20 protein-coding genes are annotated in these 20245 nt (G+C 37.3%); 7 read left to right on the top strand and 13 right to left on the bottom strand.

Translation table 11 applies throughout. The features are described from left to right. Positions 1-2 precede the first annotated feature (2 nt). The 3 genes from HMPREF0014_RS14765 to HMPREF0014_RS14755 are packed head-to-tail and all read left to right on the top strand — an operon-like array spanning position 3 to position 3194. Positions 3-782, top strand: a complete 780-nt coding sequence (locus HMPREF0014_RS14765) for a DUF1295 domain-containing protein (protein WP_004886397.1) — start codon at positions 3-5, stop codon at positions 780-782. 8 nt (positions 783-790) lie between these two features. After that, positions 791-1840, top strand: coding sequence for a cyclopropane-fatty-acyl-phospholipid synthase family protein (locus HMPREF0014_RS14760; RefSeq protein ID WP_004886399.1), 1050 nt, complete (start codon positions 791-793; stop codon positions 1838-1840). A gap of 28 nt (positions 1841-1868) precedes the next feature. Continuing rightward, positions 1869-3194 carry a HAMP domain-containing sensor histidine kinase gene (locus HMPREF0014_RS14755; RefSeq protein ID WP_004708017.1) on the top strand — a complete coding sequence of 442 codons (1326 nt, stop codon included), beginning with the start codon at positions 1869-1871 and terminating at the stop codon, positions 3192-3194. Here HMPREF0014_RS14755 and HMPREF0014_RS14750 read toward each other — a convergent pair. From HMPREF0014_RS14750 to yddG, 4 genes are all read right to left on the bottom strand, one after another. Next, on the bottom strand, positions 3191-3886 hold the full coding sequence (locus HMPREF0014_RS14750) for a response regulator transcription factor (protein WP_004708019.1): 696 nt from the start codon (positions 3884-3886) through the stop codon (positions 3191-3193). The genes HMPREF0014_RS14755 and HMPREF0014_RS14750 overlap by 4 nt on opposite strands. Before the next feature lie 17 nt (positions 3887-3903). After that, positions 3904-4398 (bottom strand): chalcone isomerase family protein, encoded by a 495-nt coding sequence (locus HMPREF0014_RS14745; protein WP_004886410.1) that lies wholly within the window; start codon positions 4396-4398, stop codon positions 3904-3906. After that, on the bottom strand, positions 4365-4937 hold the full coding sequence (locus tag HMPREF0014_RS14740; RefSeq protein ID WP_004886411.1) for a nuclear transport factor 2 family protein: 573 nt from the start codon (positions 4935-4937) through the stop codon (positions 4365-4367). Before HMPREF0014_RS14740 ends, HMPREF0014_RS14745 begins: the two co-directional genes overlap by 34 nt. Before the next feature lie 274 nt (positions 4938-5211). Next, positions 5212-6123, bottom strand: coding sequence for an aromatic amino acid DMT transporter YddG (gene yddG, locus HMPREF0014_RS14735; RefSeq protein WP_004886412.1), 912 nt, complete (start codon positions 6121-6123; stop codon positions 5212-5214). Between the two features lie 350 nt (positions 6124-6473). Here yddG and HMPREF0014_RS14730 point away from each other — a divergent pair, with 350 nt between their 5' ends. Together HMPREF0014_RS14730 and HMPREF0014_RS14725 are read left to right on the top strand one after the other, a co-directional pair. Further along, positions 6474-7847 carry a sorbosone dehydrogenase family protein gene (locus HMPREF0014_RS14730; protein WP_004886413.1) on the top strand — a complete coding sequence of 458 codons (1374 nt, stop codon included), beginning with the start codon at positions 6474-6476 and terminating at the stop codon, positions 7845-7847. A gap of 27 nt (positions 7848-7874) precedes the next feature. Next, positions 7875-8327 (top strand): GNAT family N-acetyltransferase, encoded by a 453-nt coding sequence (locus tag HMPREF0014_RS14725; RefSeq protein WP_004886414.1) that lies wholly within the window; start codon positions 7875-7877, stop codon positions 8325-8327. A 58-nt stretch (positions 8328-8385) separates the two neighbouring features. On the opposite strand, the gene HMPREF0014_RS14720 is transcribed toward HMPREF0014_RS14725, so the two are convergent. Next, positions 8386-9588, bottom strand: coding sequence for an MFS transporter (locus HMPREF0014_RS14720; protein ID WP_006580569.1), 1203 nt, complete (start codon positions 9586-9588; stop codon positions 8386-8388). A gap of 137 nt (positions 9589-9725) precedes the next feature. On the opposite strand from HMPREF0014_RS14720, the gene HMPREF0014_RS14715 reads away from it, so the two are divergent. Further along, complete coding sequence (locus tag HMPREF0014_RS14715) at positions 9726-10283, top strand: TetR/AcrR family transcriptional regulator (protein WP_002049198.1); 558 nt, start codon at positions 9726-9728, stop codon at positions 10281-10283. Between the two features lie 479 nt (positions 10284-10762). Next, complete coding sequence (locus tag HMPREF0014_RS14710) at positions 10763-12061, top strand: dicarboxylate/amino acid:cation symporter (protein ID WP_002049225.1); 1299 nt, start codon at positions 10763-10765, stop codon at positions 12059-12061. A gap of 242 nt (positions 12062-12303) precedes the next feature. Here the strand turns inward: HMPREF0014_RS14710 and HMPREF0014_RS14705 are convergent, their stop codons facing one another. From HMPREF0014_RS14705 to fis, 8 genes are all read right to left on the bottom strand, one after another. Next, positions 12304-12507, bottom strand: coding sequence for a hypothetical protein (locus HMPREF0014_RS14705; RefSeq protein WP_000758190.1), 204 nt, complete (start codon positions 12505-12507; stop codon positions 12304-12306). A 355-nt stretch (positions 12508-12862) separates the two neighbouring features. Beyond that, complete coding sequence (gene gloB / locus HMPREF0014_RS14700; RefSeq protein WP_004708027.1) at positions 12863-13594, bottom strand: hydroxyacylglutathione hydrolase; 732 nt, start codon at positions 13592-13594, stop codon at positions 12863-12865. A 162-nt stretch (positions 13595-13756) separates the two neighbouring features. After that, complete coding sequence (locus HMPREF0014_RS14695; RefSeq protein WP_004708028.1) at positions 13757-14452, bottom strand: methionine ABC transporter permease; 696 nt, start codon at positions 14450-14452, stop codon at positions 13757-13759. Beyond that, complete coding sequence (locus tag HMPREF0014_RS14690) at positions 14449-15474, bottom strand: methionine ABC transporter ATP-binding protein (RefSeq protein ID WP_004708029.1); 1026 nt, start codon at positions 15472-15474, stop codon at positions 14449-14451. Before HMPREF0014_RS14690 ends, HMPREF0014_RS14695 begins: the two co-directional genes overlap by 4 nt. Positions 15475-15549: 75 nt before the next feature. Beyond that, positions 15550-16422, bottom strand: coding sequence for a MetQ/NlpA family ABC transporter substrate-binding protein (locus HMPREF0014_RS14685; protein WP_004708030.1), 873 nt, complete (start codon positions 16420-16422; stop codon positions 15550-15552). Positions 16423-16893: 471 nt separating this feature from the next. Further along, positions 16894-18180, bottom strand: coding sequence for a phosphoribosylamine--glycine ligase (purD, locus tag HMPREF0014_RS14680; protein WP_004886419.1), 1287 nt, complete (start codon positions 18178-18180; stop codon positions 16894-16896). Positions 18181-18305: 125 nt separating this feature from the next. Beyond that, positions 18306-19880 carry a bifunctional phosphoribosylaminoimidazolecarboxamide formyltransferase/IMP cyclohydrolase gene (gene purH / locus HMPREF0014_RS14675; protein ID WP_004886421.1) on the bottom strand — a complete coding sequence of 525 codons (1575 nt, stop codon included), beginning with the start codon at positions 19878-19880 and terminating at the stop codon, positions 18306-18308. A gap of 88 nt (positions 19881-19968) precedes the next feature. Then, positions 19969-20238 (bottom strand): DNA-binding transcriptional regulator Fis, encoded by a 270-nt coding sequence (gene fis / locus HMPREF0014_RS14670; RefSeq protein WP_001086304.1) that lies wholly within the window; start codon positions 20236-20238, stop codon positions 19969-19971. Positions 20239-20245: the final 7 nt, after the last annotated feature.

The raw sequence follows: 20245 nt of genomic DNA, 5'->3' as shown, positions 1-20245 counted from the left end.
GCATGTTATGGAATTTATTAATTCTGGATTTACTGATCATGTTGCTCAGTTGGCTACTTGCAACTCTAAATGGTCGTGCCGGAATTGTAGATGCCGCATGGGGTTTCTGTCTGGCAGTGAACATTATTGTTTCTTCTTTACTCATTTCGGTTGCTCCTGTCGAAGTACGACTGTTTATTGGTCTTTTCAGTGGATTATGGTTTTTAAGATTATTTTGGCACTTGTTAAGACGTTATCAATCTGAACAGAATGAAGATGGTCGTTACGCCAGTATGCGACAGGCAATGGGTAAGTTTCAGCATTTAGGTTTTTTCTTATTTTTTATCTTTCAAACCTTTTTAGTGCTTTTATTCTTTTTGCCGATGTGGTTGTTACTCAATGTAGAGGCACCTGCATGGGACAGCGGATATAAAATTACCCTAATTATTGCTGCTGTAGTCATGGGAATCGCCTTTATAGGAGAGCAGCTCGCTGATCAGCAGCTATACCGATTTAAATTAAACCCAGAACATCAGGGTAAAACCATGGACCAAGGTTTATGGCGCTATTCCCGTCATCCCAATTATTTTTTTGAATGGTTACACTGGTTTGCCTATCCAATTATTGGTTTAGCAGCAGGCCAATATTTATTGTGGATTTATCCGGTACTCATGTGGCTATTTTTATATTACGTCACGGGTATTCCATTTAGTGAAAAACAGGCAATTAAAAGCCGCGGTCAAAATTATCTTGATTATCAACAAAAAACTTCAATGTTTATACCGCGGAAACCAAAAAAATAGGTGCGCATATGGATTTTATCGTTCATCAGTCTTTGAAAATTGTTGAAAGTGGTGTGATTCCAGACCATGCAATTCGGGCTGCAATTCGAGCTTTAAGCAAAAAGCGTTTAATTCAGGAAGGCCGCTATGACCCTGAACAAGGGGCACAGCGCTATATGGATGTGCTTAATATGCTGAAAAAGAGCGAAATCGCCGTTGAAACAGATAAGGCAAACGAGCAGCACTATGAGTTACCAACCGAGTTTTTTCAGGCGGTGCTTGGAAAAAGACTTAAATATAGTGCATGTTACTTTCCCACTAAAACAACAACTTTAGATCAGGCAGAAGAGCTTGCACTTCAGCTTTATTGTGAAAGAGCACAACTTAAAAATGGTCAACACATTTTAGAGTTAGGTTGCGGTTGGGGTTCTTTAACTTTGTGGATGGCAGAAAACTATCCACGATCACAGATTACGGCTGTTTCAAATTCTGCAACCCAGAAAAAGCATATTCTCGGGCAAGCAAAGTTAAGAGGTTTAAGCAATATTGAAGTACTGACCTGTGATGTGAATGTTCTCGAATTAGACCAAGCCCGATTTGATCGTGTTGTATCGGTCGAAATGTTTGAACACGTTCGAAACTATCAGCGACTTTTTGAAAAAATTCAGCAGTGGTTAAAGCCGGAAGGATTACTCTGGTGTCATATTTTCTGTCATCGCTTTTTGCATTATCCTTTTGAAGTAAGATCAGACTATGATTGGATGTCTAAGTATTTCTTTACTGGCGGTTTAATGCCTTCGACTTCAACTTTTTTGCATTTTCAAGAGCATTTAGAGTTGGCTCAACATTGGCAATGGTCGGGTGAGCACTATATGAGAACGGCAAATGCTTGGCTTAATAATATGGATAATCAAGAGGAAGAGCTCAAGCCACTGTTTAAAAAGATCTATGGGAAAGATGCCAATATTTGGTGGCAACGCTGGCGTATTTTCTTCATGGCTTGTGCTGAACTTTTTGGTTTTGAACAAGGACAAGAGTGGGTCATTGGTCACTTTTTATTTAAAAAGAGATCATTGTAATTTCGATAGCCTATCTCGGCGATAAAATATGATAAGAACTCGAAACGATGGCAAAGCTCATCCATTAGCCCAAATGTTCAATCGATATTATTGGTTGCAGATTGGTCTAATTGCCTTATCAATTGTGGTCGGGTTGGCTTGTAGTGCTTGGGTGATTAAAGGCTCTTTACTTAAAACCGCTTTAGAACAGGAAATGGAACATTACTGGTTGCGTATAGAACGTAACCCAAATGCAGACCTGCCAGATACTAAAAATTTATATGGATATCGGTGGAATACTCAAGTAGCCCCACAACCTTTTAAAGATATGCATCTAGAAAGTGGGGTACATCGGATATTTGTTGATGGCAAAGAACGTATGACGGTATATGGTGAACGTAATGGTCAGCATGTACTGTTGGTATTTGGCGAAAGTAATGTCAATAAGCTGGTTTGGCTTTTTGGTCTCGCACCACTTATGTTTAGTTTATCTGTTTTATATAGCTTTTTGTGGTGGTCAAATCGAAGAGCAAGACGCTATTTTTCCCCTATTACCCGTTTGGCAAATGCATTAGAAAATATTGATTGGGCACACCAAGATACACAAGCTTCACCTTTTAAAGACATCAATACCAATGGCAATATGGAGGCGGAATATCTCAAACAAGCGTTGGAAAAATATCATCAGGTTTTAAGTGAATTTATTCGACGCGAGCGAGAATTTACCGGCGATGTCAGCCATGAGTTACGCACGCCGCTCACGATTTTAAAAGGCAATGTACAACTTTGTCAGACTAAATATGGAGAAGACAAATCTTTAACTCGTCTTCACAATACAATTGAAGACATGCAATTGCTCGTCGACACCTTGCTCGCAATTGCCCGTAATACGGTAAAAAATTTACCGTCTGAAAAGAATTTATTATCTGAAATTGTGAGGGATTTAGTCGAAAGTTTAGAAGGGGTAAGTGTGAGTAAAGGTATACATATTCATATTCACCCGGACTCAGCCGAACAACCACGCTGGTTGTATCCCTCTATGACTAAAATGGTTTTAGGCAATATTTTGCGTAATGCTCTGAATTATTCCCAAGGTTCACAAATCGATATTATCCAACAAAAAAACAGCTTGATTATTGCTGATAATGGTATCGGAATTTCTTTACCTAATGATATGAAAGTTCAGGAACTTAGCGACTCGCAACTTTCTTTAAAAGCCAAAGGACACGGCATCGGGTTGCAATTGGTCCAAAAGCTTTGCAAACAATTAGGTTGGCGAGTTGAGTTGTTTGATCGGCAATATTACTTAACGACTCATCCTGAGCTGGACTTAGAGATGACCACAGGTTTAATAGTAGTCGTCTATTTAAATTAATCGGCAGTATCGTCTAAAGCAATTTTTAAACCGACGCCTGCTACTGTATGTAATAGTTTAGGGTCAAAAGGTTTATCTATCATTTTCCTTAAGTTATAGATGTGGCTGCGCAAAGCATCACTTTCAGGTTCTTCATCACCCCATAGCTCCATCATAAGTTCCTGTTTAGTTACTACTTTAGGAGACTGACGCATCAAAATTTTTAATAATTTAAATTGAATAGGGGGTAATTCGATATTGTTTCCGGCACGAATAACAGTTTGAGTTGCGCTGTCGAGAATTAAATCATGAATTTGAATTTTATGATTTGCGACTTCACCAGCCGCTCTCTTGATCAGTGCTCGAATACGCATGACCAACTCATTAAAATCAAATGGTTTAACTAAATAATCATCCGTGCCAGCAGTAAATCCTTTAAGTTTGTCATCTAAAGTATCTCTAGCAGTGAGCATAAGAATTGGCATATCAATGCCTTGTTCGGTTCGTAGCCAGTTACACAAGTCATAACCTGAGCCATCGGGTAAGTTGATATCGAGCAACAAAAGATGATAATGCTGTGACTTAAGAAAAGAACGTGCCGCATCTAAATTACGCGCATGATCGATGACGTAACCATGTACTTCAAGAAATTCACACACGGTCGCCGCCAGTTCAAAATGGTCCTCAACCATGAGGATAAAATGATTACCCATGAGATTTTATTAAGCCATTAATTTAATAGTTGTTGTTTTAATTTAGCATTAAATGGTTCAGTACCAAACCAGATTTTAAAATATTGATTTGCATTCGGATTAATTATAGAACCGAGTAGCTTCTGGTTTAATTTTAGCTCTAGTTTTTGATTTTCATGGTGATAAGAAAGACTATATAAATCTCCGCTCTTGATTGGTCTATAAAGCTCATTAATATGATTAAGCGGGGATTTCGCATCAAATCCACTAATATTCTTCTTTAAATAGTGAGTTGCTGCTCGCTTAAATGCCCACTCAGGAATATCTCGGTTATAACTAAAGTCCATTTTTATGCTTTGGTTCTGCCAACTTTTTAGGCAATCTTCAGAAAAGTAGCTAACATTTCCGACTTTTTGACTCGTTACCATTAAAGGAGCTGAACTGCATTTTTTCAGTTCAGCAGCATTTGCATGAGACGCAATTAAAATACCCAGTAGTATTAAGATTCGACTTTTTTGAATGGCAATATCCATTTATAAACTCCTCCAAATACAGGTAAAGAACGGTAGAGACCATTCGCAGGGTCCCAGAAGTCTTGTTGGAAAATAATTTGTTGTTGTTCATTAATTTTGATTTGACTAATGCCATAAGAAGCCATGGTTTTTGTACGGCCTAGCATTTTAAAGTCATAAGCCATATACCAATGAATATAGGCTGTATCTTGATGGTGAGTTGCGCTAATCAGTTTTACAGTGACGTTACTTACTCGTGCGTTCATACCCTCAAAGTGTTTAATTAGATCTTTTTTTTGCGAGAACTGGGAAAGTGTATCGTTGATATAGAGCTGATCCGCATAAAGTTGACTCGCATTACTTACAAAAGAAGGTGTGCCTAAAGTGTTAAACGCAGCAACAAAACGGTGACCAATCTCCAGTGCTTGCTCATCATTTAATGTGACGCCAGTAATTTGTCGTTCGGCTTTATCATAATCACCTGAGTAACTAGGCACGCTTTTGCATGCTGTTAGACCTACTAAGGTAATCAGCCCTAGGGCAGTGGTTATAATTTTCATATTTAAATCCTAGCCAACTTTATAAAATTAACTTAAAGAGGCTGTCGTGAAATTTGCGTGAATTCTTGAGTTTTTAGTTTTCACGTTAAAGGGAGAACTACAGATTCTTGTTTGCTTGTTTGAAGATAATTTTGAGGCTGTATATTTTTTAATATTAAAAATAACTAGGCTAAGAAAAGATAAACAGCAATTTCCTTCTAGTCATGCCAAAGAAGCTGTAAATTTTGCTTTAGAGCAAAAAAACTAATGCTAGTTCTGTTACTCATCACTGCTTTTAATTCTTTTTGAAATAAGAGCGGATTACTATCCAATTTGTTGAAAGCCAGCAGATGAGTGAACCGGCTGTAACCATAGCGGTTCCTTGCCAAAAGCTGATTGATAACTCGGTTTGTAAAACCAGCATGGCCAGTAAAGATGAAATGATTGGAGTGAAGTAAGAAGCCACCACTAGCATCGTGGTGTTGCCATGAATAATGCCAATATTCCATGCTGCATAACCTAGTCCAATTGCTGTAGAGGCAAAGACGAGAGATAAAGTCGTATTTAAATCGAGTGTAGGTAAAACAGCTTGACCGCTAAAGAATAGCTTTAACCACAATGTTAGAGCGACGCCAATAAAGAAAATAGAAATAGGGTTTTGTCCTTTACCTATTTTCTTGGTTAATACACAATACAAAGCCCAAATAATTGCACCTATAAAAGCCAAAATATAACTTAGAGGATTACTATAAAAATTGTCTATAACTCGACTTAGACTAAAATCGCCATTTCCGGTCTGAATAAAAGTAATGCCGAAAATCGAAATAATTAAACCTAAAATAATAAAGATATTAAATTTTAGCTCTTTAAAAATAACAAAAGCTAAAACAGTCAAGCTTGGCCAAAGGTAGTTCACAATGCTGACTTCAATCGCTTGTTGCGCTGTCTTTGAATAGGCAAGTGCAAACGAAAAGCAGAGTTCATAAGCGATAAATAAAATTGCACCTAAAATTAAATATTTTTTAGAAATTAACTTAAAGTTTGGCACTCTAAAAATAATAAGCAGTAGCAACGCACTTAGTGAATAGATCAGTGTAATGCCAACATCTGGTCCAATCACGGTCGTAATATGTTTTACAAAACCCACCATAGAGGCCCACATCAGGATGGCACTTAAACCAATCAATGTTGCTAAATTTTTTGACATAAGAAATAAATGAACTTAGTTGAACACCTGAGCTACAGTGAAAGTTAAAATAATTAAAGTAAGTCAGGGTAAAGGAATTTTTAATTAAAAAATAGGCACGGATAGATAATTACCTAATAAATGATTATCAGCAAACATAAATACTTTAGGTAATTAAACTAAATGTAAGGTATCAATTTAAAGCTAAGCATTAAAGTAATGCTAAACGTCTAGAAAACACCCAGTTATGTATTAAAAGTTTAAAAATATAGCCGTTAATGCCGAGCACAGTTAAATAAATAAACTATAAGTCTCTCTCCTAAAGCATTACCCTGTGCATATTGCGAAAAAATAAGAAATGGAGATAAAAGATGCTTACACGTTTTTTACTGCCGACTTTAGGTACTACCGTTGTATGTGTACTTACAGGATGTGCTTCATCCTCTCAATATCCAATTACCGAGAGTTACGGTCCAGAACCAAAGTTACCTGAACCAAAAACAAGCTTAATTCCAACCGTAAATATAGCACCAGCGAAGGGCTGGCCTAGTGGTGTTGCACCAACTCCGGCAGAAGGCTTAAAGGTAAAAGCATTTGCTAAAGGACTTGAACATCCACGTTGGCTCTATGTATTACCGAATGGTGATGTATTGGTCGCTGAAACAGATGCTCCGCCTAAACCAGAAGACAGCAAAGGCATTAAAGGTAAAATTATGACTTTTGTGATGAGACGAGCAGGATCATCTCATCCGAGTGCTAACCGTATTACTTTACTTCGTGATACCAATGGAGATGGAATAGCTGACCACAAAACCGTATTTCTTCAAAATCTAAATTCACCATTTGGTATGGCACTGGTGGGGAACTATTTGTATGTTGCCAATACAGATTCACTTATGCGTTTCCCTTACCAAGAAGGCGCAACCAAAATTACTGCCAGTGGTACTAAAGTACTAGATTTACCGGGTGGTCCTTTAAATCATCATTGGACCAAAAACGTCATTGCCAATCGTGAAGGGACAAAGCTCTACATTACCGTCGGCTCCAATAGTAATGTAGCTGAAAATGGTTTAGATCAAGAAAAAGGCCGCGCACAAATTATGGAGTTTGACATCGCAAGTGGGCAGTCACGTCCATTTGCAACTGGACTGCGTAATCCAAATGGTATGGCTTGGCAACCTCAAAGCGGTAAACTCTGGACGGTGGTTAATGAGCGCGATGAAATTGGTAGTGACCTAGTACCAGACTATATGACCTCAGTTCAAGATGGCGCTTTTTACGGCTGGCCTTATAGCTACTATGGTCAACATGTAGATGTACGTGTAAAACCACAAAATCCTGAAATGGTGGCTCGGGCAATTAAACCTGACTATGCATTAGGTAACCATACTGCTTCTTTAGGCCTCGCATTTTATGCAGCCGAATTGATGCCACAATTTAGAGGTGGGGCGATCATCGGTCAGCATGGTTCATGGAACCGCAAGCCTCATAGTGGTTATAAAGTCATTTTTGTACCATTTAGAAGTGGTCAGCCTTCTGGTCCACCGCAAGATATTTTGACGGGGTTTTTAAGTGATAAAGGCAAAGCGTATGGGCGTCCAGTTGGGGTGGCAATTGATTTTTCAGGAGCTGTGTTAGTTGCAGATGATGTCGGTAATACGATTTGGCGTGTTTCACCAGTTGCTGAAACAACGTATGAGAGTCCAACCCAACAAACCATTAGTAGTTCAGTGACTCAACCTTAAAAAGGTTGGACAGAATAGGTCTATTTTATGCAAATATTACGGTTATCTGATTACCCTCAATACAAAGAAATGGCTGCACAGTGGTTCTCTGAAAAGTGGCAAATCCCTGTGGAAGCCTATCTTGAGAGTATCCAGATTTCCATCGATCAAAAGCATGCTATTCCACAGTGGTACATTGTTTTAAATGAAAATAAGCATTTAATTGCTGGAGCGGGAGTCATTGATAATGACTTCCATGAGCGTAAAGATTTAACCCCAAACTTATGTGCTTTATTTGTAGAAGAGAACTATCGAAACCAAAACATTGCAAAACACATTTTAGATTTTGTACGTGAAGACTTGAGTAATCAGGGCATCCAAACACTTTATTTAATAACAGACCATACCGAGTTTTATGAAAAATGTGGTTGGCGGTTTTTAACGTTGGTAAAGGATGAGGAAGGCGAGATGGTGCGTATGTATGTCGCAGATACTTTTTAATAGAATTTAAAAAGCGTCTATTAAAAAAATAGCCTCGAGTGAGGCTATTTTTTATGACTTATTTATTTTTAAAATTTTTAATAATCATCAGAAGGGCAACCAGTGACAATAAAATAATAAAACCAATATAACTATTTGCTGTACTCATCAGCCCAATTTTACCTACAAAATACCCCGCTAAAATCGCTGGAATACTAAAAGCCAAATAGCTTTCAACAAAAAAAGCAGCCATAAGGCCCGCACGTTCTTCAGGAAGAGCCAATGGCATTACACTACGAATGGCCCCCATAAACGCCGTACCAAAACCAACTCCAGTAATAATAGAACCTAAAAATAGAACTACAGCATTGGTTAGGTTAATGGCGATGAATAAGACAATAGCACCGATAGCAATCGAGAGCGTACCGGTTAATAAAATACGGAAATTTGTCGACTTTCTAAGCGTTAATATACCTGCCGCACCTGAAAGGGCGAGCGCCATAAAGGTAATACCATTTAGCCATGCAGATGAAGTATGGAAAATTTTTGCCAATAACGATGGCATGAGTGACAAGAAGAAACCACTAACCATCCATAGTGCAATATTAATTGGACTAATAGTCAATAAAGCGCTTTTCGTTTGTGGAGGAATCGCCATCGCAGGTTTTAAAGAGGCAAGTGCGCCGGATCTTTTTTGCGCTGTTTCAGGAGTAAGAAAACTTAAAATGAGTTCCAAAATAAGAAGAAAGCATAAGAACTCAAAAACTACCCGTAAGGGTTGAGTAGAAAACTGTAAAATAGAACAGGTCAGAAAAATCCCAACAGCCATGCCTATCATGGGTGCGATACTATTAATCAGTGAACCATGTAACTTACTAAAATCTAAAATTGCTGCCCCTATAGCAGAAACTGCAAGACCAGTTGCTATACCTTGTAAGCCTCGTGCAATAAATAACATTGAAACATCTGATGCAAATAAGAAAAAACTCATCGAAATAATTTGCAGAGAAATAGCGGCAATGATGACTGGACGACGTCCAATATAGTCAGACAGTGACCCAATAATGAGTAATGATCCCAGCAGTGTAAAAGCATAGGTTGCAAAAATTAAAGTCAGTGTGACAGGTGAAAATTGCCAGAGCTGTTGGTATAGGCGGTAGAGTGGGGTTGGTGCACTAGATGCAGCCATAAATGTCATGAGCGTAATTGTATTGAGTGTCAAAGCACTCGCGGCATCTAATTGAAAAACAGCTCTTGACCGTTTTGAACTTGAATTGTTCATAGAACATGAATAACATAAAAGCGAATATTTAGCTTTTATACATTATTTTTACACTAAAGCAAATCCTTAGCTTTAGTGTATTTTGTATATAGATATAAATATTTATAAATTTTTCGAGACCTTTACAGAGTTTATAAATGGCAAAAGTTGTTACTGGATTACGCCCTGGTGGCCGTAGCGAAAGAATACAAACCGCGGTACATAATGCTGTAAAAGAATTACAAAAAGATTTCGAGCAAAGCCAGATTACCATTCCAATGATCGCTTCACAGGCGGGAGTAACACCTTCAACTATTTATCGTCGATGGGGAGACATCAATCAGTTATTTTCAGATGTCGCTTTAAATGAACTTAAACCTGATATGGAACCCAAAGATTTAGGTTCGTTTAAACAAGATATCACAGCATGGGTTGAGCAATATTTTGAAGAATATGCTTCGGAGGTGGGACAAGATTTATTACGAGATGTTCTGTATACATCAAATTCGGATTCTAATGCACGTATGTGCGAAAGTTTAATTATTCAGCAACTCGACATTATTCAAAATCGTGCAAAATTACGAAATGAGTTCACTATACCGAACCAAGAAATTATCGAAACTGTAATTGCTCCCATGTTATTTCGGATTCTATTTACCAATCAGGAATTAAATTTAGATTATGTACGTAGTCTTTTAAAACGCCTATTTATTTAAAATCATAGAAATATGTTCGTCTTTTTAGTTAAAAATGGCTCATTTAATTAGCCTAAGCATATAGGTTTTTGTTTTTATTAAACAATTATATATCAATATTTCTTATTATTTAAAAATTAAATTCTCATAATTTAGAATAAATATGAATTTATTTTAATCATTTACTTTTGAAATGATGATTTTAGTCATTATAAGATTAATACTGAAAGCATTTAAGGAAGTTTTAAAGAATATAAATCATATAATAAACATTGAGTTATCTTGAATTTTAATTATTTTTAAGAAATTTAATTTTTTAAAAATTCCGTAAAATAATTGTTTTGTATACAAAAATATACATGATTTTTGAATTTAACATTTTTTAAATTTATGACACAGGGTGTTTTTTATTCTTTACAATGACTTCACTTCCTTTAAAGCAGCTTGTGGTGCACGCTTTATATTTTATTTTTTATCCCCATCGAACAGGTATTTAGATAATGGATTTCAATACCCTTGACCAAGAAACGGTACAGAAAAAACAGAAGTTTCACCAAATTTTGTATGTACAGGTCATTTTTGCAATTATTTTAGGCGTTTTAATAGGTCATTTTTACCCTGAACTTGGACAAAGCTTAAAACCGCTTGGTGATGCATTCATCAAGATCGTTAAAATGATTATTGCTCCCGTAATCTTTTTGACCGTGGTTACTGGTATTGCCAGCATGACGAACATGAGTCGAGTTGGACGTGTGACTGGTAAAGCTATGCTATATTTCATTACTTTCTCAAGTCTTGCACTTGTGGTTGGTATGATTGTGGCAAACATCATTCAACCTGGTAAAGGCCTAAATATTGATCCAGCGACCTTAGTCAGCGATAAAGTAAATACTTACGTTGAGAAGGCTCATGCTACCAATATTACTGACTTCTTCATGAATATTATCCCGCAAACACTGGTAAGTCCGCTTGCTGGTGGTGAAATCTTGCAGGTTCTATTTGTGGCGGTGTTATTTGGTATTTCTTTAGCTGCTTTAGGTGATCGTGCGCGTCCAATCACTGATTTCCTAAATAACCTTACTGCTCCAGTTTTCTACTTAGTTGGCATGTTAATGAAACTTGCGCCAATTGGTGCTTTTGGGGCTATGGCATTTACTATCGGCGCATATGGGATCGAATCAATTGGTAATCTATTACTGTTGATTATGACTTTCTATATTACAGCTGTGCTGTTTGTATTAATTGTTCTAGGTGCTGTGGCGCGCTATAACGGCTTTTCAATTATTGCTTTGATTCGTTATATCAAAGACGAGCTTTGGTTGGTTTTAGGTACAAGTTCATCTGAAGCTGCTTTACCTTCCCTCATGGATAAAATGCAAAAAGCAGGTTGCGAAAAATCTGTAGTGGGCTTAGTCATTCCTACAGGTTACTCATTTAACCTTGATGGTACTAATATTTATATGACTATGGCTGCTTTATTTATTGCACAAGCATGTAATGTAGACTTATCCATTAGTGAGCAGCTTGCATTACTTTTAGTGGCAATGGTGAGTTCAAAAGGTGCAGCAGGGGTAACGGGCGCAGGCTTTATTACACTGGCCGCTACTTTGTCGGTTGTTCCATCTGTACCAGTGGCAGGTATGGCGCTAATTTTAGGTATTGACCGTTTTATGTCTGAGTGTCGTGCTTTAACTAATTTAATTGGTAATGCATGTGCAACAATTGTTGTTGCTCGTTGGGACAAAGCTCTGGACAAGGACGTTCTAGATAAAGCATTAGGAAAATCTAAAACGAATTAATTATTTAAAATTTTAATTCGAAATAAAAAACCTGTAGCAATTGGCAATTTGGGAGAGGCGCCATGCTACAGGTTTTATTTTATCTAGTCGAAAATTTAATTTAAAAAAACTATCTTCTATGTAAATGCTTAATTATGGGAGGTCAGTATAAAATTTCTCACAAACTCTCATATAGATCTACTTATGAAGTAGAACTTTTGAGGTGCCTATACTAAAAATAGTATATGCAAAACAGCTCAAGCTTACGCTTTTAAGTGATCCTCAAACTCTTCACCTAATTGCATCGCTAAGGCATTACCAGCCAAATCACACGTGACTAAACCATATTCTTTTTTAAAACTGAAAGTGAAACCTTTTCCATCGGCAAGATTTTTAACCGAATATCCTAATTTTTCTAACCAAATACGGAACGCAATTAAATTTTTAGCTTTAACAACCTTTTTCACGTGAGAACTCCTTCTATCCGTGTCTTACACCTTATTTATTAATAGGGATTTACTAGGATTTTTTAAAGGGGGAAAACTTTGTTTTATTTTGCAACTTGTAAAAAAAGTAATAGAGATAAACCAATCTTCTTCATTTTATGAATTTATTCAGTTTTTGTGTAATCATTTTTATCACTAATAAAATTTAACTATTTAATTTTTATAATTATTTTAAAATATAAGAATTAGAGTAAATTTTAATCAAAACAAATTAATTTAAAATCAATAAATGTAAAAAATAATTTCACGAAACATGCCTTATTCAAAAAGATACAGTTCTTAAAATTAAACTGTATCTTTATATAAAGCCAAAAAATTAGAAATTATCTTTTAAACTACGTAATTGAGCGAACTCATCTACACTTTCAGCACGTAAAAATGGATTGGTTGCCAACTCAAGTTCAATACTACTTGGTAGGGTAATTTTACCTTCCGTGCGAAGCTTACGAACTTGTTCTGCACGTTCTTGTAAGGCATGATTTTCAGGTTCTACGCTTAAAGCAAACTCAGCATTAGAAAGCGTATATTCATGTGTGCAATAGACTTTAGTTGTGGTTGGAAGGGCAGCAAGTCGATTTAAAGAGTGATACATTTGTTCTGCCGTACCTTCAAATAGTCGGCCACATCCCATTGCAAACAAAGTATCTCCACAAAAGAGCGCATTCAACTCTTCAATAAAATAAACAATGTGTCCTAAGGTATGACCAGGTGTCGCAATAATCTCTGCTTTTAAATCATTAAACTTTAGATGGTCATCATGTTGAAGGGGATGGGTAATACCAGGAATTTTACTTAATTCGTCTCTTGGACCATATACAGCTAGAGTGGAATTTGCCATTAAATCTGCAACGCCACCAATATGATCTTTATGCCAATGTGTAAGCCAAATTTGCTTTAAAGTTAAATGATGCTCATCACAAAATTGAGTGACTAACTCAGCTTCTGTTGGATCAACTGCAACAGCTTCATGAGTTTCAGTATCTTCTAAAATCCAGATATAGTTTTGTAGGGCATTTTGCACATCAATAAAATGAATTCTATAACGCATTGTTTTTATCCTGAAACTAAATCCAAAGAGTAAATGAGTAATCGCTAATTCTGATGATAACAGAAAATGCTATTAAGCCACGTACTCAACTGTTTGATGACAAAAACTTCTAAAAACAAAAAAAGCCCCCGTTTAGGGAGCTTTGATTTGTATATAAATGATTTAACGTATCTTAGAGAGCCAGTTGCCCAAAGTCTGTACAATCTGTACTAAGAGCAAGAGGATAATCACTGTTAAAATTACGACGCTTGTATCAAAACGTTGATAACCATAAGAAATTGCTAAGTCACCAATACCACCAGCACCAACCGCACCCGCCATAGCAGTCGCGCCGATAAGGCTAATCGTAGCAGTTGTTAAGTTCAAAATAAGAGAACTGCGAGCTTCAGGTAAAATAAAGCGTGAAATAATCTGCCAAGGCGTTGCACCCATTGCTTGAGCAGATTCGATAATTCCTTCATTTACTTCAAGTAGGGAAGTTTCAATAAGTCGGCCCATATATGGTCCAACATAAATCGTTAAAGGAACGATTGCCGCCCATGTACCAATCGAAGTACCTACCAAGAACTTTGTAAGTGGAATAACTGCAATAAGTAAAATAATAAATGGCAGAGAACGCAATGCATTTACAATTGGGTTAAGCAAATGATAAATGAATTTGTTTGGTAAGATCCCTTCAGGGCGAGTTACAAGCAGAATAATGCCTTGGATGAAGCCCCAAATACCACCAAATATAAGTGCAAAGAACACCATATTAAAGGTTTCTTGTAATGCAGTTACAAACTGGTCCATAGAAAGGGAACTTTGCCAGAAAGGCTGAGTAAGTTCAGTTAACCATTGTACGATTAAATCTCTCATACTTGATCTCCTGATTGAACTACGCTCACTTCATTTTTCTCTAAAAACTCAATCGCTTGACTGATCAACTGCGGGTCACCTAAAAGCTGTACAAACATTTGACCAATCACTGTGCCATTAATTTCAGTCATATTGGCAAATAAGATATTTAAACTAATATCATATTGTTTAATAAGTGACTGAATTACAGGTTCTTGAGCCGAACGTCCTAAGAATTGTAGGCAATAGATGCTGTGGTGATGCTGATTTTCTAATTGATTTAGAATGTTAACTGGTAACTGCTGATGTAAAACAGTTTGTATAAAGTTTTTAGTTGTTGGATGCTGAGGATTACTAAAAATATCAATAGTTGAGCCTTGCTCAATCACTTTACCAGCTTCCATAACTGCAACATGGTCACAAATAGATTCAATGACATCCATTTCATGAGTAACCATAACAATTGTGATTTTCTGTTCTTGATTGATTTTCTTTAAAAGCTCTAGAACTGATTGAGTAGTTTGCGGATCTAGTGCAGATGTGGCTTCATCACATAATAAAATTTTAGGATGGTTTGCTAAAGCACGCGCAATACCAACACGTTGCTTTTGACCGCCAGAGAGTTCATCTGGATAGGCATCTTTTTTATGCTTAAGATCAATAAACTCTAATAATTCATTTAAACGCTTTTCACGTTCTGCTTTTTTATAATTTAGCAGGCGCATTGGCATTTCGATATTTTCAGCAACTGTTTTGGTTTGAAGCAAATTGAAATGCTGAAAAATCATACCAATATTTGCACGCTCCTGACGTAATGAACGTGCATCTAAAGCAGTGAAGTCCTTTTGATTAATAATAATCTGACCTTCATTTGGTCGTTCGAGTAAATTAATCAGGCGAATTAAAGTACTTTTACCTGCACCACTATAGCCAATAATGCCGAAAATACTGCCCTCTGGAATCTCTAAATTGATTTGATCGAGTGCGCGTATGGTTTGGCTTTTGAGCTGATAGTGCTTTGAAATGTTTTTAAATTGAATCATATCGTCAGAAACTATGCTTGAAAGAAAAAACAGGCAAAGATAATTTGCCTGTTTCACGTTTGGGCTATTATATTACTATTTAGCTTCTGAGAGATAGCTGATTGGTTTGTCTACGTCAACTTTTGTTCCACCAAAGTGTTCTTCAATGTATTTTTTAACAGCTGCAGTGTGGTAAAGCTTACCAACTTTTTGCAAGACAGGATCATTTTTACGTGATTCAGCAGTTGCTAGAACGTTTACACTAATTTTTGAGATTTGATCAATAGGTTCATAGAACATAGAATCTTTGAGTACGTTTAAACCTCCCTCGAGTGCTATGGTATTATTTAATACAACTGCATCAAATTCATTTTTAAGACGTAATGCAGTTTCCATTTTGATTGGTTTGATGTTGATCTTTTTGGGATTTTCGATAACATCAATTGGACTGCCCTGAACAGGATTATAGTCAGCTTTAAGCTTGATTAAGCCAGCAGTTTGTAACAAGAGTAGCGCACGAGATTCGCTGGCAGCATCATCCGGGATTGAAATAATTGCACCTTCAGGAAGTTCTTCAATTTTTTTGTATTTACTTGAATAAATCCCCATTGGCTCAATATAAGTGGTAGAAACCGCTGCAATCTTATCCGGGTTTGAATTATTAAATACAGTAAGATAAGAATAAGCTTGGAATGCGTTCAAATCTACTTCTTTATTTGCAACTGCTGTATTCATTGAAACGGAGTCTGAGAAGTTTTTTACTTCTAACTTCAGTCCAGCAGCTTGGGTTTCAGGTAAAGATGCGATATAACGCCAAATGTCAGCATCCGAACCTGTAGAGGCAATTACTACCTTTTGTACTTTGGAACTATCATTGTTTTGTTCGGCTTGTTGAGCATTTTCTTGTTTGCTACATGCTGTCAATAATACTACTGACATGCTTAAAAAAAGGCTGATCAGCTTTTTCATTTAAAAAAGTCCTGATTAAGATATAGAACAATAACGATTGATCTATATCAATATGAAAAAAGAGGAGTTGGAATTACAACTAGTCTAAACTCTGTGATCTTTTTCTGGGGTTCCATAATTTGCTTGCATATTTTGGCTATAACAGAGGGTAATTGTTTAATAAACAAAAACTGTTTCCCCAAACAGTTCATCCCCAACAGTAGCCAAACGAGCATTCATAAATTTAGAATATTAAAAAACTCTCTACAGGCATAATTTGTAGAGCAAGTCTTTATGGAAATTATTAAAACAGCAGTGTCTGATGACAGTTACAACTATGTACTAATGATAGCAATAAAAATGTAGTTGATATAGAGGGCTTTTTTCTATTTGTTGATATCTTAATAAATCTTATAAAAATTTATATCATTTTCTTCTATTGGTGTACAAAATAAAAAAGCTCCCTAAATAGGAAGCTTTTTTTGCTAACTTTTATTCAGCTTTTTCACGTGCAATCGCGCGGTAACCGATGTCACTACGGTATTGCATACCTGTGAAAGTTACTTGGCCGCATACTTCTAAAGCATTAATTTGTGCTTCAAGAACGCTGTCACCTAAAGCAGTTACGCAAAGTACACGTCCACCAGAAGTCACAATGTGACCATCTTCACGAGTTGCAGTACCTGCGTGGAAGATTTTAGTATCTTCTGGTGATTGGCCGATACCAGAAATCACATCGCCTTTACGTACGCTATCTGGGTATCCTTCTGCTGCAAGTACAACACCGATTGACTTACGCTCATCCCACTCAGCTTCGCTTGGTAAGTTACCCGCGATACCTGCTTCAACCAAATCAACAAGAGATGACTTTAAGCGCATCATGATTGGTTGAGTTTCAGGATCACCGAAACGGCAGTTAAATTCGATTACGCGTGGTTGACCTTGTTCATCAATCATTAAACCAGCATACAAGAAACCAGTGTAAATATGACCGTCAGCAGCCATACCATCAACAGTTGGACGCATAATTTCAGTCATCACACGTTCAAATACGTCTGGAGTTACAACTGGAGCAGGAGAGTAGGCACCCATACCGCCAGTGTTTGGTCCTTGGTCGCCTTCAAAAATACGTTTGTGATCTTGTGAAGTTGCCATTGGTAAAATATTTTTACCATCAATCATACAAATGAAAGAAGCTTCTTCACCAGCGAGGAATTGTTCAATTACGACACGTGAACCTGCATCACCAAATTTGTTGCCTGCAAGCATGTCATCAATTGCTGCAAAAGCTTCTTCGTTGGTCATTGCAACGATGACACCTTTACCTGCCGCTAGACCGTCAGCTTTAATTACAATTGGTGCGCCATTTTTTTCAACGTAAGCTTTCGCTGCATCAACTTCAGTAAATACTTCGTAAAAAGCAGTTGGAATGTTATGGCGTTTTAAAAAATGTTTAGCAAACGCTTTTGAGCCTTCAAGCTGCGCTGCATATTGAGTAGGGCCCCAAATTTTTAAACCAGCTTCACGTGCAGCATCTACTACACCATTTACTAATGGTGCTTCTGGACCAACAACAATCAGCTCAACATTATTTTCTTTAGCAAAAGCAATAATTGCAGGGTTGTCCAAAATATCAAGTTGGACGTTAACGCATTTTGCTTCTGTTGCCGTTCCGGCATTACCAGGCGCAACAAAAACTTGAGTAACTTTGGTATCTTGCGCGATTTTCCATGCTAAAGCATGCTCACGACCACCACTACCTAAAACTAAAATATTCATTTTTAATTTGTTCCTTAACTTTAATCCTTTTTCATCCCCCTCTATTTCTCGAAGTGGAGAGATAGTTCCATTATTGTGGAAAACCCTCCTGAATAAAAGGAGGGTTAGGGAGGACTAAATTTAAATTAGTGGCGGAAATGGCGCATACCAGTGAAGACCATTGCAATACCAGCTTCATCAGCTGCCGCAATAACTTCTTCATCACGCATAGAACCACCCGGTTGAATGATACATTTAATGCCAGCTTTAGCTGCATTATCAATACCGTCACGGAATGGGAAGAATGCATCAGATGCCATAACAGCGCCTTCAACAACCAAACCAGCATGCTCTGCTTTAATTGCAGCAATACGTGCTGAGTTAACACGGCTCATTTGACCCGCGCCTACACCAATAGTTTGACGGTTTTTTGCATAAACAATAGCGTTTGATTTTACATATTTCGCAACTTTCCATGCGAAAATAAGGTCATCAATTTCTTGTTCAGTAGGAGCACGTTTAGTAACTACTTTAAGATCATCTTTAGTGATCATGCCCAAGTCCTGGTCTTGAACAAGTAAGCCACCGTTAACGCGTTTATAGTCAAGTTGCGGAGCACGTGCATCAATTGCAGGTAATTCGCCACATAATAAAACACGAACATTTTTCTTCGCACCAGTTACCTCAAGTACGCCATCAGCAATGCTTGGAGCAATAATAACTTCGACGAATTGACGGTCAACAATTGCTTGAGCAGTTGCAACATCTAACTCACGGTTAAATGCAATAATGCCACCGAAAGCAGATTCTGGATCTGTTGCATAAGCTAAATCATAAGCAGCTTTAATACCGTCTAAAGAAACCGCAACACCACAAGGGTTAGCATGTTTTACGATGACACAAGCTGGTTTAGCAAATGATTTAACACATTCAAGTGCAGCATCTGTGTCAGCAATATTGTTATAAGACAATTCTTTGCCTTGTAATTGTTTTGCTGTAGAAACAGAAGCTTCTTTTGCGTTTGCTTCAACATAGAAAGCAGCAGATTGATGTGGGTTTTCACCGTAACGTAAATCTTGTGCTTTATTTAATTGAGTGTTGAACGTACGAGGGAATAAATCAGCTTCACCTTCGGTCTTACCAACGCGAGCGCCTAAGTAAGAAGCGATCATACCGTCGTATTGAGCTGTATGTTCAAATGCTTTAACCGCTAAATCGAAGCGTGTTTCATAAGAAAGTGAACCTGTAGCTTTTAATTCGCTAATCACTGTATCGTAATCTGAAGCATTTACAACAATACCTACAGAGGCATGGTTCTTAGCAGCAGCACGTACCATTGTCGGACCACCGATGTCGATATTTTCGATAGCATCAGCAAGAGAGCAGTTAGGTTTAGCAACTGTAGCTGCAAATGGATAAAGGTTGACAACAACTAGATCGATTGGATCAATGTTGTGTTCTTGCATAACTGCTTCGTCTAGACCACGACGAGCTAAAATGCCGCCATGAATTTTTGGATGTAGTGTTTTTACACGGCCATCCATCATTTCTGGGAAACCAGTATGTTCAGATACTTCAACAACAGCAATGTTATTATCTTTAAGCAACTTGTATGTGCCGCCTGTAGATAATAATTCTACCCCTAAAGCTGCAAGGTTTTGAGCAAATTCGACAATTCCTGTTTTGTCTGATACAGAAATCAAAGCACGTTTAATAGTCATGATGTTCAAGTCAACAATTTCAAGTCTACGGATTAAAACCAATTAGAAGCATAAAAAAATGCCCACGACGTCGTGAGCATTTTATCATTTATTCACTCATTAAACCGTGAGCTTTTAACTTTTTGCGTAAAGTGCCGCGGTTTAGTCCAAGAATCTCTGCGGCACGTGTTTGGTTGCCACGAGTATATTCAAGAACTACAGATAAAAGAGGTTTCTCCATTTCTGCTAGCACCATGTCATATACCTGAGATGGTTGCTCACCTTGCAATTGTGCAAAATAATGACGAACTGCGCGATCCACGTGGATGCGAAGAGCAACATCAGATTGTGCAGTAAAAATAGGAGATTTGCTATTCATGCGAGTT

Source organism: Acinetobacter sp. RUH 2624, assembly GCF_000162375.2.
Classification (GTDB): Bacteria; Pseudomonadota; Gammaproteobacteria; order Pseudomonadales; family Moraxellaceae; genus Acinetobacter; species Acinetobacter nosocomialis.
The sequence above is the reverse complement of the archived record's forward strand: the minus strand, read 5'-3'. Positions and strand labels throughout refer to the sequence as shown.

What these genes read in the sequence shown, in the direction of transcription:
- HMPREF0014_RS14730 (WP_004886413.1), top strand. Translation starts at nt 6,474, where the DNA reads ATGCTTACACGTTTTTTACTGCCGACTTTAGGTACTACCGTTGTATGT.
- purD (WP_004886419.1), bottom strand. Translation starts at nt 18,180, where the DNA reads ATGAATATTTTAGTTTTAGGTAGTGGTGGTCGTGAGCATGCTTTAGCA.
- HMPREF0014_RS14755 (WP_004708017.1), top strand. Translation starts at nt 1,869, where the DNA reads ATGATAAGAACTCGAAACGATGGCAAAGCTCATCCATTAGCCCAAATG.
- HMPREF0014_RS14720 (WP_006580569.1), bottom strand. Translation starts at nt 9,588, where the DNA reads ATGAACAATTCAAGTTCAAAACGGTCAAGAGCTGTTTTTCAATTAGAT.
- HMPREF0014_RS14715 (WP_002049198.1), top strand. Translation starts at nt 9,726, where the DNA reads ATGGCAAAAGTTGTTACTGGATTACGCCCTGGTGGCCGTAGCGAAAGA.
- HMPREF0014_RS14695 (WP_004708028.1), bottom strand. Translation starts at nt 14,452, where the DNA reads ATGAGAGATTTAATCGTACAATGGTTAACTGAACTTACTCAGCCTTTC.
- HMPREF0014_RS14690 (WP_004708029.1), bottom strand. Translation starts at nt 15,474, where the DNA reads ATGATTCAATTTAAAAACATTTCAAAGCACTATCAGCTCAAAAGCCAA.
- HMPREF0014_RS14685 (WP_004708030.1), bottom strand. Translation starts at nt 16,422, where the DNA reads ATGAAAAAGCTGATCAGCCTTTTTTTAAGCATGTCAGTAGTATTATTG.
- HMPREF0014_RS14710 (WP_002049225.1), top strand. Translation starts at nt 10,763, where the DNA reads ATGGATTTCAATACCCTTGACCAAGAAACGGTACAGAAAAAACAGAAG.
- HMPREF0014_RS14760 (WP_004886399.1), top strand. Translation starts at nt 791, where the DNA reads ATGGATTTTATCGTTCATCAGTCTTTGAAAATTGTTGAAAGTGGTGTG.
- yddG (WP_004886412.1), bottom strand. Translation starts at nt 6,123, where the DNA reads ATGTCAAAAAATTTAGCAACATTGATTGGTTTAAGTGCCATCCTGATG.
- HMPREF0014_RS14765 (WP_004886397.1), top strand. Translation starts at nt 3, where the DNA reads ATGTTATGGAATTTATTAATTCTGGATTTACTGATCATGTTGCTCAGT.
- purH (WP_004886421.1), bottom strand. Translation starts at nt 19,880, where the DNA reads ATGACTATTAAACGTGCTTTGATTTCTGTATCAGACAAAACAGGAATT.
- fis (WP_001086304.1), bottom strand. Translation starts at nt 20,238, where the DNA reads ATGAATAGCAAATCTCCTATTTTTACTGCACAATCTGATGTTGCTCTT.
- HMPREF0014_RS14725 (WP_004886414.1), top strand. Translation starts at nt 7,875, where the DNA reads ATGCAAATATTACGGTTATCTGATTACCCTCAATACAAAGAAATGGCT.
- HMPREF0014_RS14740 (WP_004886411.1), bottom strand. Translation starts at nt 4,937, where the DNA reads ATGAAAATTATAACCACTGCCCTAGGGCTGATTACCTTAGTAGGTCTA.
- HMPREF0014_RS14750 (WP_004708019.1), bottom strand. Translation starts at nt 3,886, where the DNA reads ATGGGTAATCATTTTATCCTCATGGTTGAGGACCATTTTGAACTGGCG.
- HMPREF0014_RS14745 (WP_004886410.1), bottom strand. Translation starts at nt 4,398, where the DNA reads ATGGATATTGCCATTCAAAAAAGTCGAATCTTAATACTACTGGGTATT.
- gloB (WP_004708027.1), bottom strand. Translation starts at nt 13,594, where the DNA reads ATGCGTTATAGAATTCATTTTATTGATGTGCAAAATGCCCTACAAAAC.